The sequence below is a fragment of the Microvirga alba genome, assembly GCF_015694465.1.
In the GTDB taxonomy this organism is placed as follows: Bacteria; Pseudomonadota; Alphaproteobacteria; order Rhizobiales; family Beijerinckiaceae; genus Microvirga; species Microvirga alba.
Genome location: NZ_JADQDO010000001.1, coordinates 663858 through 682167 on the forward strand (window position 1 = coordinate 663858; position 18310 = coordinate 682167).

At 63.1% G+C, this 18310-nt stretch carries 19 protein-coding genes; 13 read left to right on the top strand and 6 right to left on the bottom strand.

Annotation, left to right across the window (positions count from 1 at the left end; genetic code table 11):
- Positions 1 to 73 precede the first annotated feature (73 nt).
- Positions 74 to 478 (bottom strand): DUF4345 domain-containing protein, encoded by a 405-nt coding sequence (locus I2H38_RS03005; RefSeq protein WP_196270600.1) that lies wholly within the window; start codon positions 476 to 478, stop codon positions 74 to 76.
- A 99-nt stretch (positions 479 to 577) separates the two neighbouring features.
- Between I2H38_RS03005 and I2H38_RS03010 the strand changes: the two genes are divergently transcribed.
- Both I2H38_RS03010 and I2H38_RS03015 read left to right on the top strand, forming a co-directional pair.
- The gene (locus tag I2H38_RS03010; protein WP_196270303.1) at positions 578 to 1219 is read left to right on the top strand and encodes a glutathione S-transferase family protein; all 642 of its coding nucleotides are present in this window, start codon (positions 578 to 580) and stop codon (positions 1217 to 1219) included.
- Positions 1216 to 1674: a GNAT family N-acetyltransferase gene (locus I2H38_RS03015; RefSeq protein ID WP_196270304.1), complete on the top strand. Its 459-nt coding sequence runs from the start codon at positions 1216 to 1218 to the stop codon at positions 1672 to 1674. Before I2H38_RS03010 ends, I2H38_RS03015 begins: the two co-directional genes overlap by 4 nt.
- Before the next feature lie 166 nt (positions 1675 to 1840).
- Here I2H38_RS03015 and I2H38_RS03020 read toward each other — a convergent pair whose 3' ends face one another.
- Complete coding sequence (locus I2H38_RS03020; protein ID WP_196270305.1) at positions 1841 to 2092, bottom strand: hypothetical protein; 252 nt, start codon at positions 2090 to 2092, stop codon at positions 1841 to 1843.
- A gap of 187 nt (positions 2093 to 2279) precedes the next feature.
- Between I2H38_RS03020 and I2H38_RS03025 the strand changes: the two genes are divergently transcribed.
- Positions 2280 to 2987, top strand: a complete 708-nt coding sequence (locus tag I2H38_RS03025) for a glutathione S-transferase N-terminal domain-containing protein (protein ID WP_196270306.1) — start codon at positions 2280 to 2282, stop codon at positions 2985 to 2987.
- Positions 2988 to 3221: 234 nt separating this feature from the next.
- Here I2H38_RS03025 and I2H38_RS03030 read toward each other — a convergent pair whose 3' ends face one another.
- Positions 3222 to 3626 (bottom strand): DUF2147 domain-containing protein, encoded by a 405-nt coding sequence (locus I2H38_RS03030; RefSeq protein WP_196270307.1) that lies wholly within the window; start codon positions 3624 to 3626, stop codon positions 3222 to 3224.
- Between the two features lie 235 nt (positions 3627 to 3861).
- Between I2H38_RS03030 and ndk the strand changes: the two genes are divergently transcribed.
- The 3 genes from ndk to I2H38_RS03045 all read left to right on the top strand — a co-directional run bounded on the left by ndk (position 3862) and on the right by I2H38_RS03045 (position 7194).
- Positions 3862 to 4284, top strand: coding sequence for a nucleoside-diphosphate kinase (gene ndk, locus I2H38_RS03035; RefSeq protein ID WP_196270308.1), 423 nt, complete (start codon positions 3862 to 3864; stop codon positions 4282 to 4284).
- A 331-nt stretch (positions 4285 to 4615) separates the two neighbouring features.
- Positions 4616 to 6709: a molybdopterin-containing oxidoreductase family protein gene (locus I2H38_RS03040; protein ID WP_196270309.1), complete on the top strand. Its 2094-nt coding sequence runs from the start codon at positions 4616 to 4618 to the stop codon at positions 6707 to 6709.
- Positions 6710 to 6831: 122 nt separating this feature from the next.
- The gene (locus tag I2H38_RS03045; protein WP_196270310.1) at positions 6832 to 7194 is read left to right on the top strand and encodes a hypothetical protein; all 363 of its coding nucleotides are present in this window, start codon (positions 6832 to 6834) and stop codon (positions 7192 to 7194) included.
- 65 nt (positions 7195 to 7259) lie between these two features.
- On the opposite strand, the gene purN is transcribed toward I2H38_RS03045, so the two are convergent.
- The gene (purN, locus tag I2H38_RS03050; protein WP_196270311.1) at positions 7260 to 7907 is read right to left on the bottom strand and encodes a phosphoribosylglycinamide formyltransferase; all 648 of its coding nucleotides are present in this window, start codon (positions 7905 to 7907) and stop codon (positions 7260 to 7262) included.
- Positions 7908 to 8975, bottom strand: a complete 1068-nt coding sequence (gene purM, locus I2H38_RS03055; RefSeq protein WP_196270312.1) for a phosphoribosylformylglycinamidine cyclo-ligase — start codon at positions 8973 to 8975, stop codon at positions 7908 to 7910. It lies immediately after the preceding gene.
- A 222-nt stretch (positions 8976 to 9197) separates the two neighbouring features.
- Between purM and I2H38_RS03060 the strand changes: the two genes are divergently transcribed.
- From I2H38_RS03060 to I2H38_RS03090, 7 genes are all read left to right on the top strand, one after another.
- Positions 9198 to 9728, top strand: coding sequence for a CDP-alcohol phosphatidyltransferase family protein (locus I2H38_RS03060; RefSeq protein WP_196270313.1), 531 nt, complete (start codon positions 9198 to 9200; stop codon positions 9726 to 9728).
- Between the two features lie 27 nt (positions 9729 to 9755).
- A complete protein-coding gene (locus I2H38_RS03065) occupies positions 9756 to 10856 on the top strand; it encodes an AI-2E family transporter (protein ID WP_196270314.1) in 1101 nt (366 codons plus the stop codon).
- On the top strand, positions 10849 to 11541 hold the full coding sequence (locus I2H38_RS03070; RefSeq protein WP_196270315.1) for a P-loop NTPase family protein: 693 nt from the start codon (positions 10849 to 10851) through the stop codon (positions 11539 to 11541). The genes I2H38_RS03065 and I2H38_RS03070 overlap by 8 nt, the downstream gene beginning before the upstream one ends.
- 131 nt (positions 11542 to 11672) lie before the next feature.
- Positions 11673 to 13859, top strand: a complete 2187-nt coding sequence (locus tag I2H38_RS03075; protein ID WP_407664019.1) for an RNA degradosome polyphosphate kinase — start codon at positions 11673 to 11675, stop codon at positions 13857 to 13859.
- Between the two features lies 1 nt (position 13860).
- Positions 13861 to 15381 carry an exopolyphosphatase gene (gene ppx / locus I2H38_RS03080; RefSeq protein ID WP_196270317.1) on the top strand — a complete coding sequence of 507 codons (1521 nt, stop codon included), beginning with the start codon at positions 13861 to 13863 and terminating at the stop codon, positions 15379 to 15381.
- Positions 15382 to 15602: 221 nt separating this feature from the next.
- Entirely contained in the window at positions 15603 to 16226 is a 624-nt protein-coding gene (locus tag I2H38_RS03085) for a 2OG-Fe(II) oxygenase (protein WP_196270601.1), read from the top strand.
- Positions 16227 to 16315: 89 nt separating this feature from the next.
- The gene (locus I2H38_RS03090; RefSeq protein WP_324617334.1) at positions 16316 to 16858 is read left to right on the top strand and encodes an NUDIX hydrolase; all 543 of its coding nucleotides are present in this window, start codon (positions 16316 to 16318) and stop codon (positions 16856 to 16858) included.
- Between the two features lie 186 nt (positions 16859 to 17044).
- Here the strand turns inward: I2H38_RS03090 and rnd are convergent, their stop codons facing one another.
- The gene (rnd, locus tag I2H38_RS03095; protein ID WP_196270318.1) at positions 17045 to 18214 is read right to left on the bottom strand and encodes a ribonuclease D; all 1170 of its coding nucleotides are present in this window, start codon (positions 18212 to 18214) and stop codon (positions 17045 to 17047) included.
- Between the last annotated feature and the right edge of the window lie 96 nt (positions 18215 to 18310).

Sequence of the window (18310 nt, forward strand, 5' to 3'; positions counted from 1 at the left end):
CCGGATAGGGAGGAACGCTATCGACGGCACCTAAATACCGGAGAATGGTGGAGATTTTGTGGTCCGGCTCGCGCTAAGCGACGCCCAACGCGTTCGCATAGCGGTTGGCGACCCGCATCTGCCAGAAGCACAGAACCGGCGTGACCACGAGTTCCAGCGCAAGCCCGCCGATCATGAAGAGTGACGGAACGCCGGTGAAGGCGAGTCCGGTCAGCCGACCCAGCCCTCCGATCACCACCAGGAGGGTCAGGATCCGAAAACGATTGGTCTTCAATTCGATGCCCGGTACCGTGCTCCAGAAACACAGGCCGATACCGAGCAGGAGGCCTGAAAGAAAGCGGAAGTGGCTGTCTGCCGAGATGCTGACCGTGTCGCCGGTCAGCGCCTGCCCGAACAAGACACCGTAGAGCCCCACCGCCACCGGAAGGATCGCCAAAACGGCGACCGTCTGCTGCAAGACTTTGCGTTCCCGCTCCATGTGCGCCATCGAATCGCTCCTCACTTGAGATTCTGGTCCTTCCGATGCGTGAATCAATCGGTTAGGTTTCCGTCACCCTCATTAGGCATAGGTTGATTCATGTCGGCACGTTTCGAACTTCACGGCACTTTTCTGTCCGGCCCGACCTACAAGGTCGGCCTCATGCTGTCTTTGGCGGGCGAGCCGTTCGACTACGTGCACGTGAACCTGCGCGAAGGCGAGCATAAGCAGCCGGATTATGTCTCGAAGCAGCGTTATGGGCAGGTGCCGCTCCTGATCGACAAGTCGAACGGACGCCAGCTCTGCCAATCGGCAGCGATCCTCGAATATCTGGCGGACAAGATCGGGAAATTCGGCGGCGCGACGCTCGATGAGCGCCTCGAGGTGCGCGAGTGGCTCTATTGGGATTTCGACCGCCTCGCGCCGCCGATCTATCGCACGCGCGCCATCAAGGCCGGATACCGCAAGGGCGGTCCGGAAATCCTCGAAATGTGCGCCGCCGAAGGCGCGCTCGCGCTCGCAACGCTCGACCGGCACCTGGCCGGCAAGAACTGGATCGTCGGGGAGGGCGTTACCATCGCCGATATCGACATCTACGGCGTGCTCGCTTATGCGGCTGAAGGCGGGTTCGATCTGAGCGGCTACGTCAATGTCACCGCCTGGATGAAGCGCATGGAAGCACAGGCAGGTTTTGGCGCGCAGCCGGGGCTTCTGCCTTCGGCTTCTCGCGAGGCCGCATGAGCGAACTTTCGTTTCGCGAAGCGACGTCCGCAGACCTCGAGGCGATCATTCGCCTCCACGAAGAGGACGAGCTGGGCTCGCATGGCGATGCCTGGACGCCCGCGAACCGGCCCGCCTACGAGGCGGCTTTCGCGGCGATTGCGGCGAGCGAGGCGAACAAGCTTTTCGTCGCTGTCTTGGATGGTGAGATCGTCGGAACGTTCCAGCTCACCTTCATCCCCAACCTGACGGGTCGGGGCGCTGTGCGGGTGAAGGTGGAGAGCGTGAAGGTCAGGGCGGCGAAGCGCTCGCTCGGCATCGGCGCGCAGATGATGGCTTTCGCGGAGGAGGAGGCCCGTCGGGGCGGAGCCGCCATGCTCGAACTCTCCTCCAACAAGACCCGCAAGGACGCGCACCGGTTCTACGAGCGGATCGGGTTCTCACGCAGCCACGAGGGCTTCAAGAAGAAGGTTTAGGCCGCGATGGATCGCGCCTCGACCTCTCCACCCATCATCCCGGGGCCGCGTCAGCGGAACCCGGGATCGGCTGCCGAAAGTGGCGCCATTCTCGTCCTGCAATCCCGGATCGCCTTGACGGCGTCCGGAATGACAAGAGGTGAGCTGGGGTGAATGGATGGCGGCCCTACGCCTTTCCGGCCTTCAATCGCGTGTTGCACTCGCTCCAGAATTGCGGCCACTTGGCATCCTTGGCGACCTTGCCGCTGGACTTCGCTTCCTTCCACTCGACGCTGCATTTGTGCATGCGCTCGCGGGCGGCGAGTTGGCCTGCAGTCGGCTCCTTCTTCGGCGCGGTCTCGGCGAGGGCCTGAATCGGCCATGCGAGCGACAGCGCGGCCGTGGCGGCAAGAGCGGTGCGGAGGATACGATTGGTCATGGAAACTCCCTTACGCCTTCAGGTCGAGGCTCGTGCATATCTCATTATGAAACATTGAAACATGCAAGGGTAGCGTAGGAGCCATGCGGCCTATCCACTGCCTTCCTCGCTGGAGTAGTGATCCGATCCATCATATGTCTTAGCTTCGGCATCCGACCCGATGTCATGAACCTTGAAGAGGCGTTTTATGGCGGCTTCCGCTCAACAGCCCATTGATCTCTACTATTGGCCGACCCCGAACGGATGGAAGGTCACCATCATGCTCGAGGAGACGGGGCTGCCCTATACGGTTCACCCGGTGAATATCGGCAAGGGCGATCAGTTCAAGCCGGAATTCCTGGCGATCTCGCCCAACAACAAGATGCCCGCCATCGTCGATCCCAACGGGCCCGACGGCAAACCGATCTCCGTGTTCGAATCCGGCGCGATCCTGCAATATCTCGGCCGCAAGACCGGCAAGTTCTATCCTCGGGACGAGCGCAAGCGCGCCGAGGTCGATCAGTGGCTGTTCTGGCAGATGGGCGGCTTCGGCCCCATGCTCGGACAGACCCACCATTTCCGCATCTATGCGCCTGAAAAGATCCCCTACGCCATCGACCGCTATACCAACGAGGCGAACCGGCTCTACGGCGTGCTCAACAAGCAGCTGGCGAGCCATGAATTCGTCGCGGGCGAATATTCCATCGCCGACATGGCGATCGTGCCTTGGGCGAAGCTCTGGGAACGCCAGGGCCAGAATATCGGGGACTTCCCGCATGTGAAGCGCTGGCTCGACACCGTGCTCGCTCGCCCGGCGGTCCAGCGGGGCGTTGCTGTCAGCGCGGAGGATCGCGGCCAGACCGATCTGACGGACCCGAAGGTCCAGGCCGTGCTGTTCGGCCAGCGGGCGCGATAAGGCTTCACACGCGGGTATCCCGGACGCCGTAAGGCGGTCCGGGGTTCCGCTGCGCGACCCGGTATCAGGGGACACAAGGAGGAACCCAGCGCAGCCTCATCCTGAGGAGCCGCCTAGCGGCGTCTCGAAGGACGAGGCGTTTCCAGTGGTCTCTGGATCCTCCTTCGAGACGGGCCTATGGCCCTCCTCAGGATGAGGGGCGTGAGAGTGAAGACCAGTCCCCTCGTAAGCCCCTTAATTCACCTTCGACCAGGTCTGCGTCTTGCAGATCAGGCCGCCGAACACGCAGCCTGAGAGTTTCATGGCGTGGCCCTGAAAGCTCATCTTGCCGGTATAGGTCTTGCCGTCCTTGTAGTTGTAGAGCTGGCCCGAAAAGCCTTCGCCGGAGGGTTGGATATCGGTGATCATGTGGACACCGACGAGGCTGCGGTTCTTCAGGGATGCGTCCGGGTTGTTCACATCCTTGGGTTCGCCCTGAACGCTGATGATGGTGCCGCAATAGGCTGGACCGCATTTGGCGATCTTCACGCGGGTCTCGCCGCTTTCGCTCAGGTAGGTGCCGCTTGGGTCTGAGGATTGAGCCTGGGCCGTGCCGGTGACAAGCAGAAGGCCGAGAGCGGCGAGGGTGGCAGATTTCATGGTTCACTCCCGAAAAGTCGGTCTTCATCCGGACCGATCATAGGAACATTAGAGCATTTTCCTGAGAAGGGGATACTGGCGGCCTTTAAGAGGCGCGCTGGCCCCCTAACTTCCTGAGGATGATGCTTTCTCCTTAGGGCAGGCCTTCGCAAGCGCGAAAAGGCGCTTGAGGGCTACGGGGAGCGCGGCTATAAGCGCGGCACTTCCAACATTTTTCCCTCAAGAGTGAATAGTCATGGCCATCGAGCGCACCTTCTCCATCCTCAAGCCCGACGCGACCGCGCGGAACCTGACCGGCGCCATCAATGCCGTCATCGAGAAGTCGGGCCTGCGCATCGTGGCGCAGAAGCGCATCCACATGAGCCGCCGCGAGGCCGAGACCTTCTACGCCGTCCACAAGGAGCGCCCCTTCTTCGGTGAGCTCGTGGACTTCATGATCTCCGGCCCGGTCGTCGTGCAGGTTCTCGAGGGCGAGGGCGCTGTGCTCCGCTACCGCGAAATCATGGGCGCCACCAACCCGGAAAGCGCCGCTGACGGCACGATCCGCAAGCTCTACGCCAAGTCCATCGGCGAGAATTCGGTCCACGGCTCCGACAGCCAGGACAACGCCAAGATCGAAATCGCCCAGTTCTTCTCGGGCAACGAGATCGTCGGCTAACGCCGACCCTTGTCATCTCCGGTGGTCCATAGGGCCGGGAAAGGGGATCCACGTCCACGCTCGGCGCTGGTGGATTCCCTTCCCTTCCGCTGCGCTCCGGCCGGGAATGACACGCTCAACCGTCATTCCGGGCCGCGGAGCGGAGCCCGGAACCCATAGACGTCAACGGGTACGAGTAAGACGCAACGGAGGACGCTGCTTCTTATCCTGGTCCGCTCGTGTTTATGGGTTCCGGGCTCTCGCTTCGCTCGCCCCGGAATGACATCGGATGATTGGGCCGCCTTCGGGCGGCCTTTTCGTTTTACGCATCATCCGCCATCATGCGCGCGCCATGAATCAAGCCCCCCGCATCGAACACCGTCCTTCCGTCTGTCCGCACGACTGCCCGTCATCGTGTTCGCTCGATGTGGAGGTGCTCGACGGGCGCAGCATCGGGCGGGTGCATGGGGCGAAGAGCAACAGCTACACGGCCGGCGTTATCTGCGCGAAGGTGGCGCGCTACGCGGAGCGCATCCATCACCCTGACCGGTTGCTCCATCCCCTGAAACGCACGGGCCCGAAGGGATCAGGGGAGTTCGAGCGCATTTCGTGGGACGAGGCGCTCGAACTGGTCGCACAAAAGTTTCTCGAGGCTGAGCGGGATTTCGGCTCGCAATCCGTGTGGCCTTACTACTACGCGGGCACCATGGGCTTCGTGATGCGCGACGGCATCAACCGCCTGCGTCACGTGAAGAAATATTCGGGCCAGTATTCCACCATCTGCACCACCATGGCCTGGACTGGCTATATCGCCGGCACGGGCAAGCTCGCGGGGCCCGATCCGCGCGAGATGGCGTCGTCCGATTGCGTGGTGATCTGGGGCACGAACCCGGTGCACACCCAGGTCAATGTGATGACTCACGCGGCTCGCGCCCGGAAAGAACGCGGCGCGAAGATCGTCGCCATCGACATTTACATGAACGCCACGATGAAGCAGGCCGACATGGCGCTTCTCGTGAAGCCAGGTACCGATGGGGCGCTTGCCTGCGCGGTCATGCATGTGCTGTTCCGCGATGCTTACGCGGATTGGGATTATCTGGAGCGCTACACCGATCACCCGCGCGAGCTGGAAGAGCATCTGCGAAGCCGCGATCCGGCTTGGGCCGCCGCTATCACCGGCCTGTCAGTGGAAGAGATCGAGGCTTTCGCCAAACTCGTCGGTGAGACAAAGCGCACGTATTTCCGCCTCGGCTACGGCTTCGGCCGCCAGCGCAACGGGGTCGTCAACATGCACGCGGCGTCCTGCATCGCGGCGGTGACGGGCGCCTGGAAATATGAAGGCGGCGGGGCCTTTCACAACAATGGCGCAATCTATCATTGGAACAAGGCGCTGATCGAAGGGCACGATTCCATCGATCCGGCGATCCGCAGGCTCGATCAATCGCAAGTAGGCCGCGTACTGACGGGGGACGCGAAAGCGCTGTTCGATGGGCCGCCCGTGAAGGCTATGCTGATCCAGAACACTAATCCGGTCTCCGTCGCGCCGGAGCAGGAATTGGTGAAGGCCGGTTTCGCTCGCGAGGATCTTTTCGTCTGCGTGCATGAGCAGTTCATGACCGAGACGGCCTTGATGGCCGACGTGGTGCTGCCCGCGACCATGTTCATGGAGCACGACGACTTCTACCAGGGCGGCGGGCACCAGTATTTCCAGCTCGGGCTGAAGCTGATCGAGCCGCCGGGGGAATGCCGCTCGAACCACGAGGTCATCCGCGATCTCGCGAAGCGCATCGGGGCTGAGCATCGTGGGTTCGGCATGGAACCGCGCGAGATCATCGACTGGACATTGCAGAATTCGGGCTGGGGCACGCTCCAGAACCTGGAAGAACAGGTGCATATCGATGCGCAGCCGTCCTTCGAGGAGGCGCATTACATCAACGGCTTCGGCTACAACGACGGCAAGTTCCGCTTTAAGCCGGACTGGACCAAGGTTCCCTCCAACAACAACGGCCCCATGGGGCCATGGGCGGACATGCCCTCGTTGCCGGATCACTGGCCGGTGATCGAGGAGGCGACGGAGGCGCATCCGTTCCGCCTCGCCACGAGCCCGGCGCGGCAGTTCCTCAACTCGACCTTCACCGAAACCCCAACCTCACAGGCCAAGGAGGGGCGGCCGGAGGTGATGATCCATCCACGCGATGCCGAGCCGCACGGCATCGCCGAGGGCGATTGGGTGAAGTTGAGGAACCAGCGCGGCGAGGTTTTCCTCCGCGCCCGCCTGTTCGACGGGGTGCGGCGCGGCGTACTGATCGCCGAAGGCGTCTGGCCCAACGCTGCCCATCCGCATGGCCGTGGCATCAACACGCTCACCGGGGCCGATCAGGTCGCGCCCTATGGCGGGGCCGCCTTCCACGACAACCGCGTGGCGTTGGAAAGGGCGGAACCCTAAGGCATGGGTTCCACATAACCGGCATTCGCGAAGTCTTAAGCCTATTCTCCTCTGCCCCTTGACCCTGTGGGACCAAGCCTATCCTTAACCTTGATAGGTTCCTTTTTCCCTCGGGAGTTCCCATGATATTCGCCCTTCGCACGACGCTGGCCGCCGCCGCTATCGCCGCCTCCGTGACCGCCGCCTTTGCCTCCGCCTCCAACACCCCGACGATGTATCAGCCCGATCCGGCGCTGAAGACCGAAAGCCTGGGCGAGTTGCAGGCGCGGGTGCGCGAGGCCTGCTCTGTGACGCAGGCGAAGATGCAGAACGTCACCGAAGTCTCGCTCTCGCGCAAATGCGACTGCTATGCCGGCCGCACCATGCGGGCTCTGAGCCAGGATGAGGTGCAGGCCTATCGCGACACGGGAGTCTTCAATGACGGCGCGCGCGGAAAGGCGCTTGGCGCCATCGATGCCTGCAAGCTGCAACGCCCGACGTTGTAGCGTCGTTTCCACCGTCATTCCGGGCCGAGCGCAGAGAGAGCCCGGAATGACGAGGTGCCCCGCCTCTATCTCGGTGAGCGCAGCGAGTCCTCGGCGCTCCAGACGTCAGCGAAAACCACCTTGCCGCCATCGAGCCGTGCGCGACCCTCGCAGATCAGGCGAAGGGCCTGCGGATAGAGCGTGTGTTCCTGCGCCAGAACCCGCGTGGCCAGCGTGTCTTCCGTATCGCCGGGAACGACGGGCACGACGGCCTGGGCCACGATGGGGCCGGCATCGAGTTCGGGCACCACGAAATGCACCGTGCAGCCATGAACCAGCACGCCTTCCTCCAAGGCCCGCTGATGGGTGTGCGTGCCCCGGAACAGGGGCAGGAGGGAAGGGTGGATATTGACCATCCGGCCCGCCCAGCGCTCCACGAACCACGGCGTCAGCACGCGCATGAAGCCAGCAAGGCAGATGAAGTCGATGCCGCGTTCGCTCAAGGCGGCGTCCAGCGCCTCTTCGAAGCTCTCGCGGGTTGAATAGGCTTTGTGGTCGATGGAGAGCGCTTCGATCCCCGCTTGCCTCGCCCGTTCCAACCCGCCCGCATCGGGACGGTTGGAGAGAACGAGGGCGATATCGGCCGGGAAATCCGCGGCGCTGGCGGCCTCGATGAGCGAGACCATGTTCGATCCGCGCCCCGAGATCAGAATGGCGATGCGGCGACGGGTCATTCAGAGCGCCAGATGGCCGGAGGTCTTCACGGGCTCGCCCTCGTCATGGACGATGGTTTCGCCGATGCGGATGGGGTTCTCGCCCGCGTCGCGCAAAGCCGCCGTGACGGCCTCGGCCTGATCCGGGCTTGCGACCACAATCATGCCGATGCCGCAATTGAAGGTGCGCAGCATTTCCGCCTCGACGACGCCGCCAGTCTTGGCGAGCCAGCCGAAAACGGGTGGAACGGGAATGGCGTTGAGATCCAGCCGCACGCCGACGCCTTCCGGCAGGACGCGGGGAATATTGTCGGGGAAGCCGCCGCCCGTGATGTGGCAGAGCGCCTTGATGCCGTCCGTGGCCTTCAGGGTCGCGAGAAGCGACTTCACATAGATGCGCGTCGGCGTAAGGAGTGCCTCGGCGAGGCTGTTGTCCTTCGCGAAGGGGGCCGGATCGGTCCAGGCGAGGCCGGACAGGTCCACGATACGATGGACCAGCGAAAAGCCGTTCGAGTGTACGCCGGAGGAGGGCAGGCCGATCAGGACGTCCCCGACACCGACCGCTTTCGGCAGAAGGGTGCCCCGTTCCGCCGCGCCGACCGCGAAGCCCGCGAGGTCGTAATCGCCCTTGGCATAGAGCACCGGCATTTCCGCCGTCTCGCCGCCGATCAGGGCGCAGCCCGATTGAAGGCAGCCCTCCGCAATGCTTTTCACGACCTTGACCGCGACTTCCGGCGAGAGCTTGCCGGTGGCGAAATAATCAAGGAAGAACAGAGGCTCCGCGCCCTGCACGACAATGTCGTTCACGCACATGGCGACGAGGTCGATGCCGATGGTGTCGTGAAGGCCGGTGTCGATGGCGATCTTGACCTTCGTCCCCACGCCGTCATTGGCGGCGACGAGGATCGGGTCCTTGAAACCCGCCGCTTTCAGGTCGAACAAGCCGCCGAACCCGCCGATCTCGGCATCCGCGCCGGGACGACGCGTGGCGCGCACGAGGGGCTTGATCTGGTCGACCATGGCATTGCCCGCGTCGATATCGACGCCCGCTTGCGCATAGGTCAGGCCGTTCTGCTGTTTCTCGGTCATCGGCATACCCTGTTTGGAGGGGCAGTAAGGCGAGAGGGGGCTTGAGGCAAGGGGCATTGCGCCGCTGGCGACGTTATCTTGCGGTATGGGGGCGTTGGGAAGTCGTCCGACACGGGAATGACGGGTTAAGTCTCGGACGGCATGGCGCGCCGGCCCCGTTATCCCCAGCGCTCCCCTCCCCGACGTTGAATTCGCGCCTTCGAGACGCCATCATTCCTATCGATGACCATTCCGAACCTCATCACCATAGCGCGTCTCATCCTCGTCCCGATCGTCATCGTGATGATCATGCAGCAGAGGTGGGCGGCTGCCTTCATTCTGTTCGTCGTGGCGGGAATTTCCGACGCCGTCGACGGGTTCATCGCCCGCCATTTCAACATGCAGAGCGAGTTCGGGGCCTATATCGACCCCCTCGCGGACAAGGCGCTGCTGGTCTCGATCTATATATCGCTGGCTGTGGTCGGGGCGATCCCGAGCTGGCTTGCCATCGTCGTCGTGTCGCGGGACGCCATGATCGTCGCGGCGGTGCTGCTCTCCTGGGTCATGGATCGCCCCGTGACGATCAAGCCGCTTCTTGTCAGCAAGCTGAACACCTTGGCGCAATTGGCCTTTGCCGCTTTCGCGCTCGCCGGCAACGCCTATGGCATCGAGCTTGGCGGGTTGGAAGACATAGCCATGCTGGTTGTCGCCGCCTTGACCGTCGCCTCTGCCGGTGCCTATCTCGGAGGCTGGCTGCGGCATATGTCGAGTTGAAGCCGCAACACGGAGTACGGGCAGACAATGACGATCCAACGGCAGATCGCATTCTGGATACTGGCGCTTGTGGTGCTCGGCCTCATGCTGTTCACCTTACGCACCATTCTCTTGCCTTTCGTGGCCGGCTTTGCCTTGGCCTATCTCCTCGATCCGCTGGCCGACCGGATGCAGCGCATCGGCATCGGGCGGTTGGGCGCAAGCCTCGTCATCCTCGTCCTGTTCGTGCTGATCTTCATCATCACCCTCGTGATTCTGGTGCCGCTCGGGGCGCAGCAGGTGACGGCTTTCGTCGAAAAGCTCCCAAGCTACGTCACGCGCCTCCAGCAACTGGCCGCCGAGCAGGGAGGGCCGCTGCTGGAACGACTAGGCGGGTCGAAGGCGCTGCAGGAGATGCAGACTTCGGTCGGCAACCTGATCTCGCAGGGCATCGCCTGGTTCGGCTCCTTCCTGCAATCGCTGTGGTCCGGGGGGCAAGCGCTGCTGGGCATCTTCTCGCTCCTCGTGGTGACGCCGGTCGTGGCTTTCTACATGCTGGTCGATTGGGATCGCATGGTCTCGACCATCGATTCCTGGATGCCGGTGAAGCAGCGCGATACGGTTCGCTCCATCGCCCGCGACATTGACCGGGCGATTGCCGGATTCGTTCGTGGACAGGCGATGGTCTGCGTCATCCTTGGCACCTTTTACGCGGTCGGCCTGTCCATCATCGGGCTCAATTTCGGCGCCATGATCGGCATGACCGCGGGCATTTTGAGCTTCATCCCCTATGTCGGCTCGCTCACCGGCCTGATCCTGTCGATGGGTGTCGCCATTGTGCAGTTCTGGCCCGATTGGACCATGATTCTGGCGACGCTCGGCGTCTTCGTCTTCGGACAGTTCGTCGAGGGCAACATCCTCTCGCCGAAGCTCGTCGGTGAATCCGTCGGCCTGCACCCGGTCTGGCTGATGTTCGCGCTCTTGGCCTTCGGCGCTCTCTTCGGCTTCGTCGGACTGATCCTCGCCGTTCCGCTCGCGGCGGCGCTCGGCGTCATCGCGCGCTTCGCGTTGAAGCAATATCTCGCAAGCCCCCTCTATCGCGGGGGGGACGCGGCCGGATTGAAGCACCAGGTCGACGCCGATGCGTGAGGCTCCCAAGCAACTGACCTTCGATCTGCCGCTCGATCCCCGTTACGGGCGGGAGGATTTTCTTGTCAGCCCGTCCAACGAGCAGGCCTATGCGCTGATCGAAAGTTGGCCGAACTGGCCGGACAATATCCTGCTGCTGACGGGCCCGCGCGGCAGCGGCAAGAGCCATCTCGCCGCCATCTGGGCGGAAAGCGCGCACGCCTGGATCATCGATGCCTTCGAGGTCACGCAGGACAAAGTTCCGCACCTGATTTCCAACGGCGCGCTCGCCATCGAGGACATGGACCGCGCTGAGCGGGACGAGGCAGCTCTGTTCCACCTGCTCAATCTGGCGCGGGAGCGCAAAGCCTTCCTGATCCTGACCTCGGAGACGCCACCGGACCGGTGGAACCTCAGGACGCCCGATCTCCTCTCCCGCTTGCGCCTCGCGCCGAGCGTGTCTTTGGGCGCGCCGGACGATGCCTTGTTGAAAGCGGTGCTGGTGAAGCTATTTGTTGACCGGCAACTCGTCGTCGATACCAGTGTGGTCGACTACATCGCGCTGCGGATCGAACGGTCGCTGGCGAAGGCGGCGGAGCTGGTGACCCTCCTCGACAGGGAGGCGCTCAGCCGGGGGCGGCGCGTCTCCCGCGCCATCGCGGCGGAAATATTGGATGCGGCGCAGGAAGCGGATGAAGTCGAGTGAAGCTGGAGCCAGAATCCTTGTCGCCCAAGCGTCGTGAAACCGTCACGAAGTCCAAAGCAAAACGGACCTCGAAAAAGAAGACGGCGGAGGGCGACGTGCACAGTGCCTTGGCGTTGAAAGAGACGGAGATCATCGTCAGCGAAGCGCCTTTGCCGAAGGCCCCGCCGGACATTGAACTCGACGGCGCAGTGCTGAGGCAATTCCCGCAGCGCTTCATCAATCGCGAATTGTCCTGGCTTCAGTTCAACCGGCGTGTGCTGGAGGAAGCTTCCAACCGCAATCATCCGCTGTTGGAAGAGCTGCGCTTCCTTTCGATTTCGGCCGACAATCTCGACGAGTTCTTCATGGTCCGCGTCGCGGGCCTGCGCGGACAGCTGCGCTCCGGCGTGGCAACGCCGTCGCAGGACGGCCTCGCCCCGCAGGAGCAACTCGCGAAGATCGCGGTCGAGGTCGCCAATCTCGCCTCCGATCAGCAGCGGCGCTGGCGTGAGCTAAAGAATGCCTTGCAGGAAGAGGGCATCGTTCTCGTCGAGGGGACAGGTCTGACCAAGCCGGAAGCGACGTGGCTGGAGGATTACTTCCTCAACCATATCTTCCCGGTCTTGACCCCGCTCGCCATCGATCCGGCGCATCCCTTCCCGTTCATCCCCAATCTTGGCGCGTCGATCGCGCTGAAGCTCGTGCGCAAGAGCGATGGCAAGGTGCTGAACGCGCTGATCCGTCTGCCATCACGCGCCGAGCGCTTCATCCGCCTGCCGGATTTCGCCGAGACGGGTTCGACCCGTTTCATGGCGCTGGAGCAGGTGATCGTGCTCTACACGGGCCGCCTGTTCCCCGGCTACGAGGTGCAGGGGCAGGGCGCTTTCCGGGTGATCCGCGATTCCGATCTCGAAGTCGAGGAAGAGGCCGAGGATCTCGTGCGCCTGTTCGAGACAGCGCTCAAGCAGCGCCGGCGCGGCAGCGTGATCCGCCTCGAGGTCGAGGCCGCCATGCCGGAAGACCTGCGCATGTTCGTGGCCGAGGAATCTGAAATCTCCGGCGACGAAATGTTCGTCGTCGAGGGCATGATGGGCTTGAGCGACCTGTCCCAGCTCGTCGCGCTCGACCGGCCGGACCTGAAGTTCAAGCCATATAATCCGCGCTTTCCCGAGCGCATCCGCGAGCATAGCGGGGATTGTTTCGCAGCCATCCGGCAGAAGGACATCATCGTCCATCACCCATATGAGTCCTTCGACGCGGTGGTGCAGTTCCTGCGTCAGGCGGCGCGCGATCCGAATGTGGTGGCGATCAAGCAGACGCTTTATCGCACGTCCTCGGATTCCCCCATCGTCGCGGCCCTGGCCGAGGCGGCTGAGGCAGGCAAGTCCGTCACCGCGCTCGTGGAGCTGAAGGCCCGTTTCGACGAAGAGGCCAATATCCGTTGGGCCCGCGATCTTGAGCGCGCCGGTGCCCAAGTGGTGTTCGGCTTCATCGAGCTGAAGACCCATGCGAAATTGTCCATGATCGTGCGGCGCGAAGGCGGGCAGCTCATCACCTACTGCCACGTGGGCACGGGCAATTATCACCCGATCACGGCGCGCATCTACACCGACCTGTCCTTCTTCACCGCCGATCCGGTGATCGGGCGCGACATCTCCCGCATCTTCAACTACGTCACCGGCTATGCGGAACCGGCGGAGCTGGAGCGCATGGCGGTTTCGCCGCTGACGCTGAAGAAGCGCCTGCTCCAGCATATCGAGGAGGAGGTTGCGCACGCCAAAGCCGGACGTCCCGGCACGATCTGGGGCAAGTGCAACTCGCTCGTCGATCCGGTCATCATCGATGCGCTCTATGACGCGAGCGCGGCGGGCGTGCAGATCGATCTCATCGTGCGCGGCATCTGCTGCCTGCGGCCCGGCATCAAGGGCCTGTCGGAAAACATCCGGGTCAAGTCCATCGTCGGGCGCTTTCTGGAGCACACGCGCATCTATGCTTTCGGCAATGGCCAGGGGCTGCCGAACCCGAAAGCGCATGTCTATATCTCGTCAGCCGACCTCATGCCCCGCAATCTCGATCGGCGCGTGGAGGCGCTGCTGCCGATCCTTAATCCCACCGTGCACCAGCAGGTGCTCGATCAGATCATGCTGGCGAACCTGCTCGACAACGAGCAGAGCTGGACGGTATTACCCGACGGCACGAGCCGCAGGATCAGCCCCGCGAAGGGTGAGGAACCTTTCAATGCCCACAAGTATTTCATGACGAATCCAAGTCTGTCGGGCCGTGGAAAATCCCTCAAGACCTCAAGCCCCAAGGCGCTTGCAAAGCGCGGGCAGCGCTGACATGGCTGTCGGGCTCGAGGCTCAGGGACGGCTCAAGATCGGCCGTCCCGTCGCCATCATCGATATCGGCTCCAACTCGGTGCGCCTCGTGGTCTATGAGGGCATGGCGCGCGCGCTGACCCCGATTTACAACGAGAAGGTGCTTTGCGGCCTCGGGCGCCATGTGGCGACGACGGGCCGTCTCGACGACGACGCCGTGGAGCGGGCCCTCCGGGCGCTCGCCCGGTTCAAGGTGTTGTGCGAGACCATGCACGTCTCGGAGGTCTATGTGCTGGCGACCGCCGCCGCGCGTGACGCCTCGAACGGCCCGGCCTTTCTCGAGGCCGCCACCTTGGCCTGCGGTCGCGAGATCAATCTGCTGTCAGGGGCAAAGGAGGCGCAGCTTTCCGCGCTCGGCGTCGTCTCGGGCTTTCATGCGCCGGACGGCATCGTCGGCGATATGGGCGGCGGCAGCCTGGAACTGGTCGACGTCAATGGCTTCAGCGTCGGGGAGGGCGTCACCATGCCCCTCGGCGGCCTCGCCCTGCAGGATCTCAGCGGCGGTTCGCTGAAGAAGGCACAGAAGATCGTCCGCGCTGCCCTGGCGCGTGCACCGGAATATCTCGAAAAGCTGCAAGGCCGCACCTTCTACGCCGTCGGCGGCACCTGGCGCGCCGTGGCCCGGTTGCACCAAGCGGCGCGGGACTATCCGCTCCATGTGATGCATGGCTATGTCATCAATCCGGATGACGGGCTCGACTTCCTGCACCTCGTGGAGGAGGTCGACACCAAAGCCCTCAAGGACATTGAAAGCATCGCTGAGGCGCGCCGTCCGCTGCTCGTCTATGGCGCGATCCTGCTGGAGGAAATCATCCGTCTCGGCCGCCCGAAGGAGGTCGCTATCTCCGCACACGGCGTGCGCGAGGGGCTGCTGTTCGACAAGCTCGACGAACAGACGCGTCGGCGCGATCCGTTGCTGTCGGCCGCGGGCGCGCTCAATCTTCTGCGCTCCCGGTCGCCCCGCCATGGCGAGGAGCTTTGCGGCTGGACCGATGCGTTCATCGAAAGCCTGGGTCTGCCGGAGACCGAGACTGAATACCGCCTGCGTCACGCGGCGTGCCTTCTCGCCGATATCGGCTGGCGCGCCCATCCCGATTATCGGGGCGAGCAGAGCCTCAACCTCATCGCCTATGGCGCTTTCGTCGGGCTCGACCATCCGGGCCGGGCCTATCTCGCGTTGTCGATCTTCTTCCGCCACGAAGGCCTTTCCCCCGACAAGGTCGGTTCGCGGATCAAAGTCCTGGCTGGATCACGGCTGATGGAGCGCGCGCGTTTGCTCGCCGCCATGATGCGGATCGCCTACCCCGTGTCCGTGGCGATGGGCGGCATTCTTCCGCAAGCGCCGCTCGTCGCCCGCAACGGCCAGGTCGTCCTGCGACTTCCTTCCGCGATGGAGGCCCTGGCCAACGAGCGCCTCTCGGGGCGCGTTCGGGCCCTGGGCAAGATTCTCAATCTGGAACCGTCGATCGAGATCCTTCGCTGAAGCCCCAAGTCGCGAGGTGTGGCGGTGGCGCGCCCGTGAGTTGCAGGCTGCCTTTGATAAGACCCGGCAAATTTTCTTGTTTGTTTCGGGCTTATTTCGACCAAAGTTTGTTCAGAGATAGCCGTTTGACCTTTATGGTCGCGGATGCAATTTTACAGCCGCGTCAGCAGCGTAAAGCTGACGTTGCAACCTGAGCAATATGGGCTGGGTGGGAGAATATGATGAGTCTGATTAATCTTGCTTCCGTTCGAGACGCGGAAGTGTCGCGCGATCCCTACGATTTCGTTCTGGCTTCGGACTTTCTGAACAAGGCCGCCATCGACGAGATCCGCAGCGACTTCCCCGATATCACGAAGCCGGGATATCTGACCGTCGACGAAGTCCAGCTGCAGGGCAAGTTCAAGCAGCTTATCGATGAACTCGAAGGGCCTGAACTCACGGAAGCGCTGTCCCGTAAGTTCGGGCAGGACCTCCATCAATATCCGCGCCTGACCACCATCATGAAGCGCTCGCAGCCCAAATACGGCGCGATCCACACAGACGGCCCGTCAAAGGTCATGACCATGCTCGTTTACATGAACGAGGAGTGGCAGAAGGATGACGGCGGCCGTCTGCGTGTTCTCTATGACGAGAAGGATTACGAGCGCTACAAGCTCGAAGTGCCGCCGACCATGGGCACCATGTTCGCCTTCCTGCGCTCCGACAAATCATGGCACGGCCATCTTCCCTTCTCGGGCGAGCGTCGCGTCATCCAGATCGCCTGGGTCAAGAGCCAGGCCGACGTGGACCGCAAGAAGAAGAACAACAAGATGGCCCAATTCTTCAAGGGTATCTTCGGGCGCTAAGACGCCCTCAATGCTAGCCAAACCCTTGCCGTGTCCCAGCGGGCGGCGGAATTTGGATCTCCGAATTCCCGCCGCTTGAGGATGCGATAGTGCCCGCCATCAAAACCACTGCGACCCGCATCGTCTACGAAAACCGTTGGATGCGGGTCCGCGAGGATTCCATCGCTCTGCGGGATGGGTCGCAGGGCATCTACGGCGTGGTCGAGAAATCCGACTTCGCCGTGATCGTGCCCGTCGAGAACGGCGTCATCCACCTCGTCGAGCAATATCGCTACCCTGTTCAAGGCCGTTATTGGGAACTCCCTCAAGGCTCATGGGAGCACGCCCCGGATACCGACCCGCTGGACCTCGCCCGCGCCGAATTGCACGAGGAAACGGGGCTGACCGCTAGGACCATGCTCCATATCGGCCATCTGTTCGAATGCTACGGCTACTCGACCCAAGGCTACCACATCTATCTCGCTCAGGGGCTCGAGGCGGGTGACGCCGCCCGCGAGCGCGAAGAGCAGGACATGATCTCCCGCGCTTTCCCGATCGCCGAGGTGGACGCAATGATCCTCGAAGGCGCGATCAAGGATGCCGCGACGGTCGCGGCGCTCGGGCTGCTGCGGTTGAAGGGGCTTCTTCCCTGAAGGCCGGGGCAGATCGCCGGGCTGCCCCCGGTGACGGACATAGGCTGGGAAACGCCGCAAATCCCCCTCTCCTAGGGTGAGGAGGTGCAGGCCTCCCCGGAGAGCGCGACCTTCACCCTCGCTCCACTCGACCTCTCGCCCGCGCGGGAGAGGTGAAGGGATGGCGGATCAAGCAAACACCTTCCGTCAGCTTGCCTCTACCACGTTGATATGCCGAAGCTTGACGCGTCCGCGTTCCAAGGCCAGCCCGAGTTCACCGTTCTTCAGCGCGAGAGCTTTTTCGCCGAACAGCGCGCGCCGCCAACCGTGCAGGGAGGGGACTTCCGCCGTGTCGCTCTCAGCGATGGCCTCTAGTTCCTCGACGGTGGCGATGATCTTCGGCGCGACGCCCTCCTGTTCGGCGATGGCTTTCAGGAGCACCTTCAGCAGTTCGACGACCGAGCCGCTGCCGCCGCGCCCGCGGGAGCGTTCCGGCATCGGCACGGTGGCTGAGTCGCGGGCAAGGCCGCGCTCGACCGCCTCCAGGATTTCACCGCCCGTGCGCGAACGCTCGAAGCCGTTCGGGATGGAGCGCAGGCGGCCCAACGCCTCGACGCTGCGCGGAGCCGAAGTGGCGAGGTCGATGAGGGCGTCGTCCTTGAGAATGCGCCCGCGCGGCACGTCGCGGTTCTGCGCCTCGCGCTCGCGCCACGCCGCTATTTCCATGAGCACCGCGACTTCCTTCGCCTTGCGCAGGCGGCCGGAGAGCCGCCGCCAGGCGTTTTCCGGGTCGGCCTGATAGGTCTCGGGCGAGGTGAGGATCGCCATTTCCTCGCTGAGCCATTCGAGGCGGCCGTTCTTCTCAAGCTGCGCCATCAGCGCCTCATAGACATTCACCAGGTGGGTGACGTCCGAGAGGGCATAGGTGAGTTGCGCCTCGGTGAGGGGGCGGCGCGACCAGTCGGTGAAGCGAGAGGACTTGTCCACGCGCGCCTTGGCGAGATCATTGACGAGCTGCTCGTAGGAGACCGAGTCGCCATAACCGCAGACCATGGCTGCGATCTGCGTGTCGAAGAGGGGGGCCGGCACGAGGTTGCCGAGGTTCCAGACGATTTCCAGGTCCTGCCGGGCGGAATGGAAAACCTTGATCACGCTCTGGTCGGCCATGAGCGCCATGAACGGGTCCAGGCTGATTCCCTCGGCCAAGGGGTCGATGAGGCAGGCATCCGCCGGATCGGGTCCCGCCATCTGGATCAGGCAGAGCTTGGGATAATAGGTCGTCTCACGCAAAAATTCCGTGTCGACGGTGACGAACGGATGGGTCGCGAGGCGGGCGCAGATTGCGGCGAGGGCGTCGGTCGAGGTGATCAATTCCATGAGAATGTCTCTTAGCCCAAGTGCGGCGATGAGGCCACTCCGCAGTGGAATTAGGCGGTGAGCCCATAAAAATTTGACCGGCCGGTCAGGGGGCGA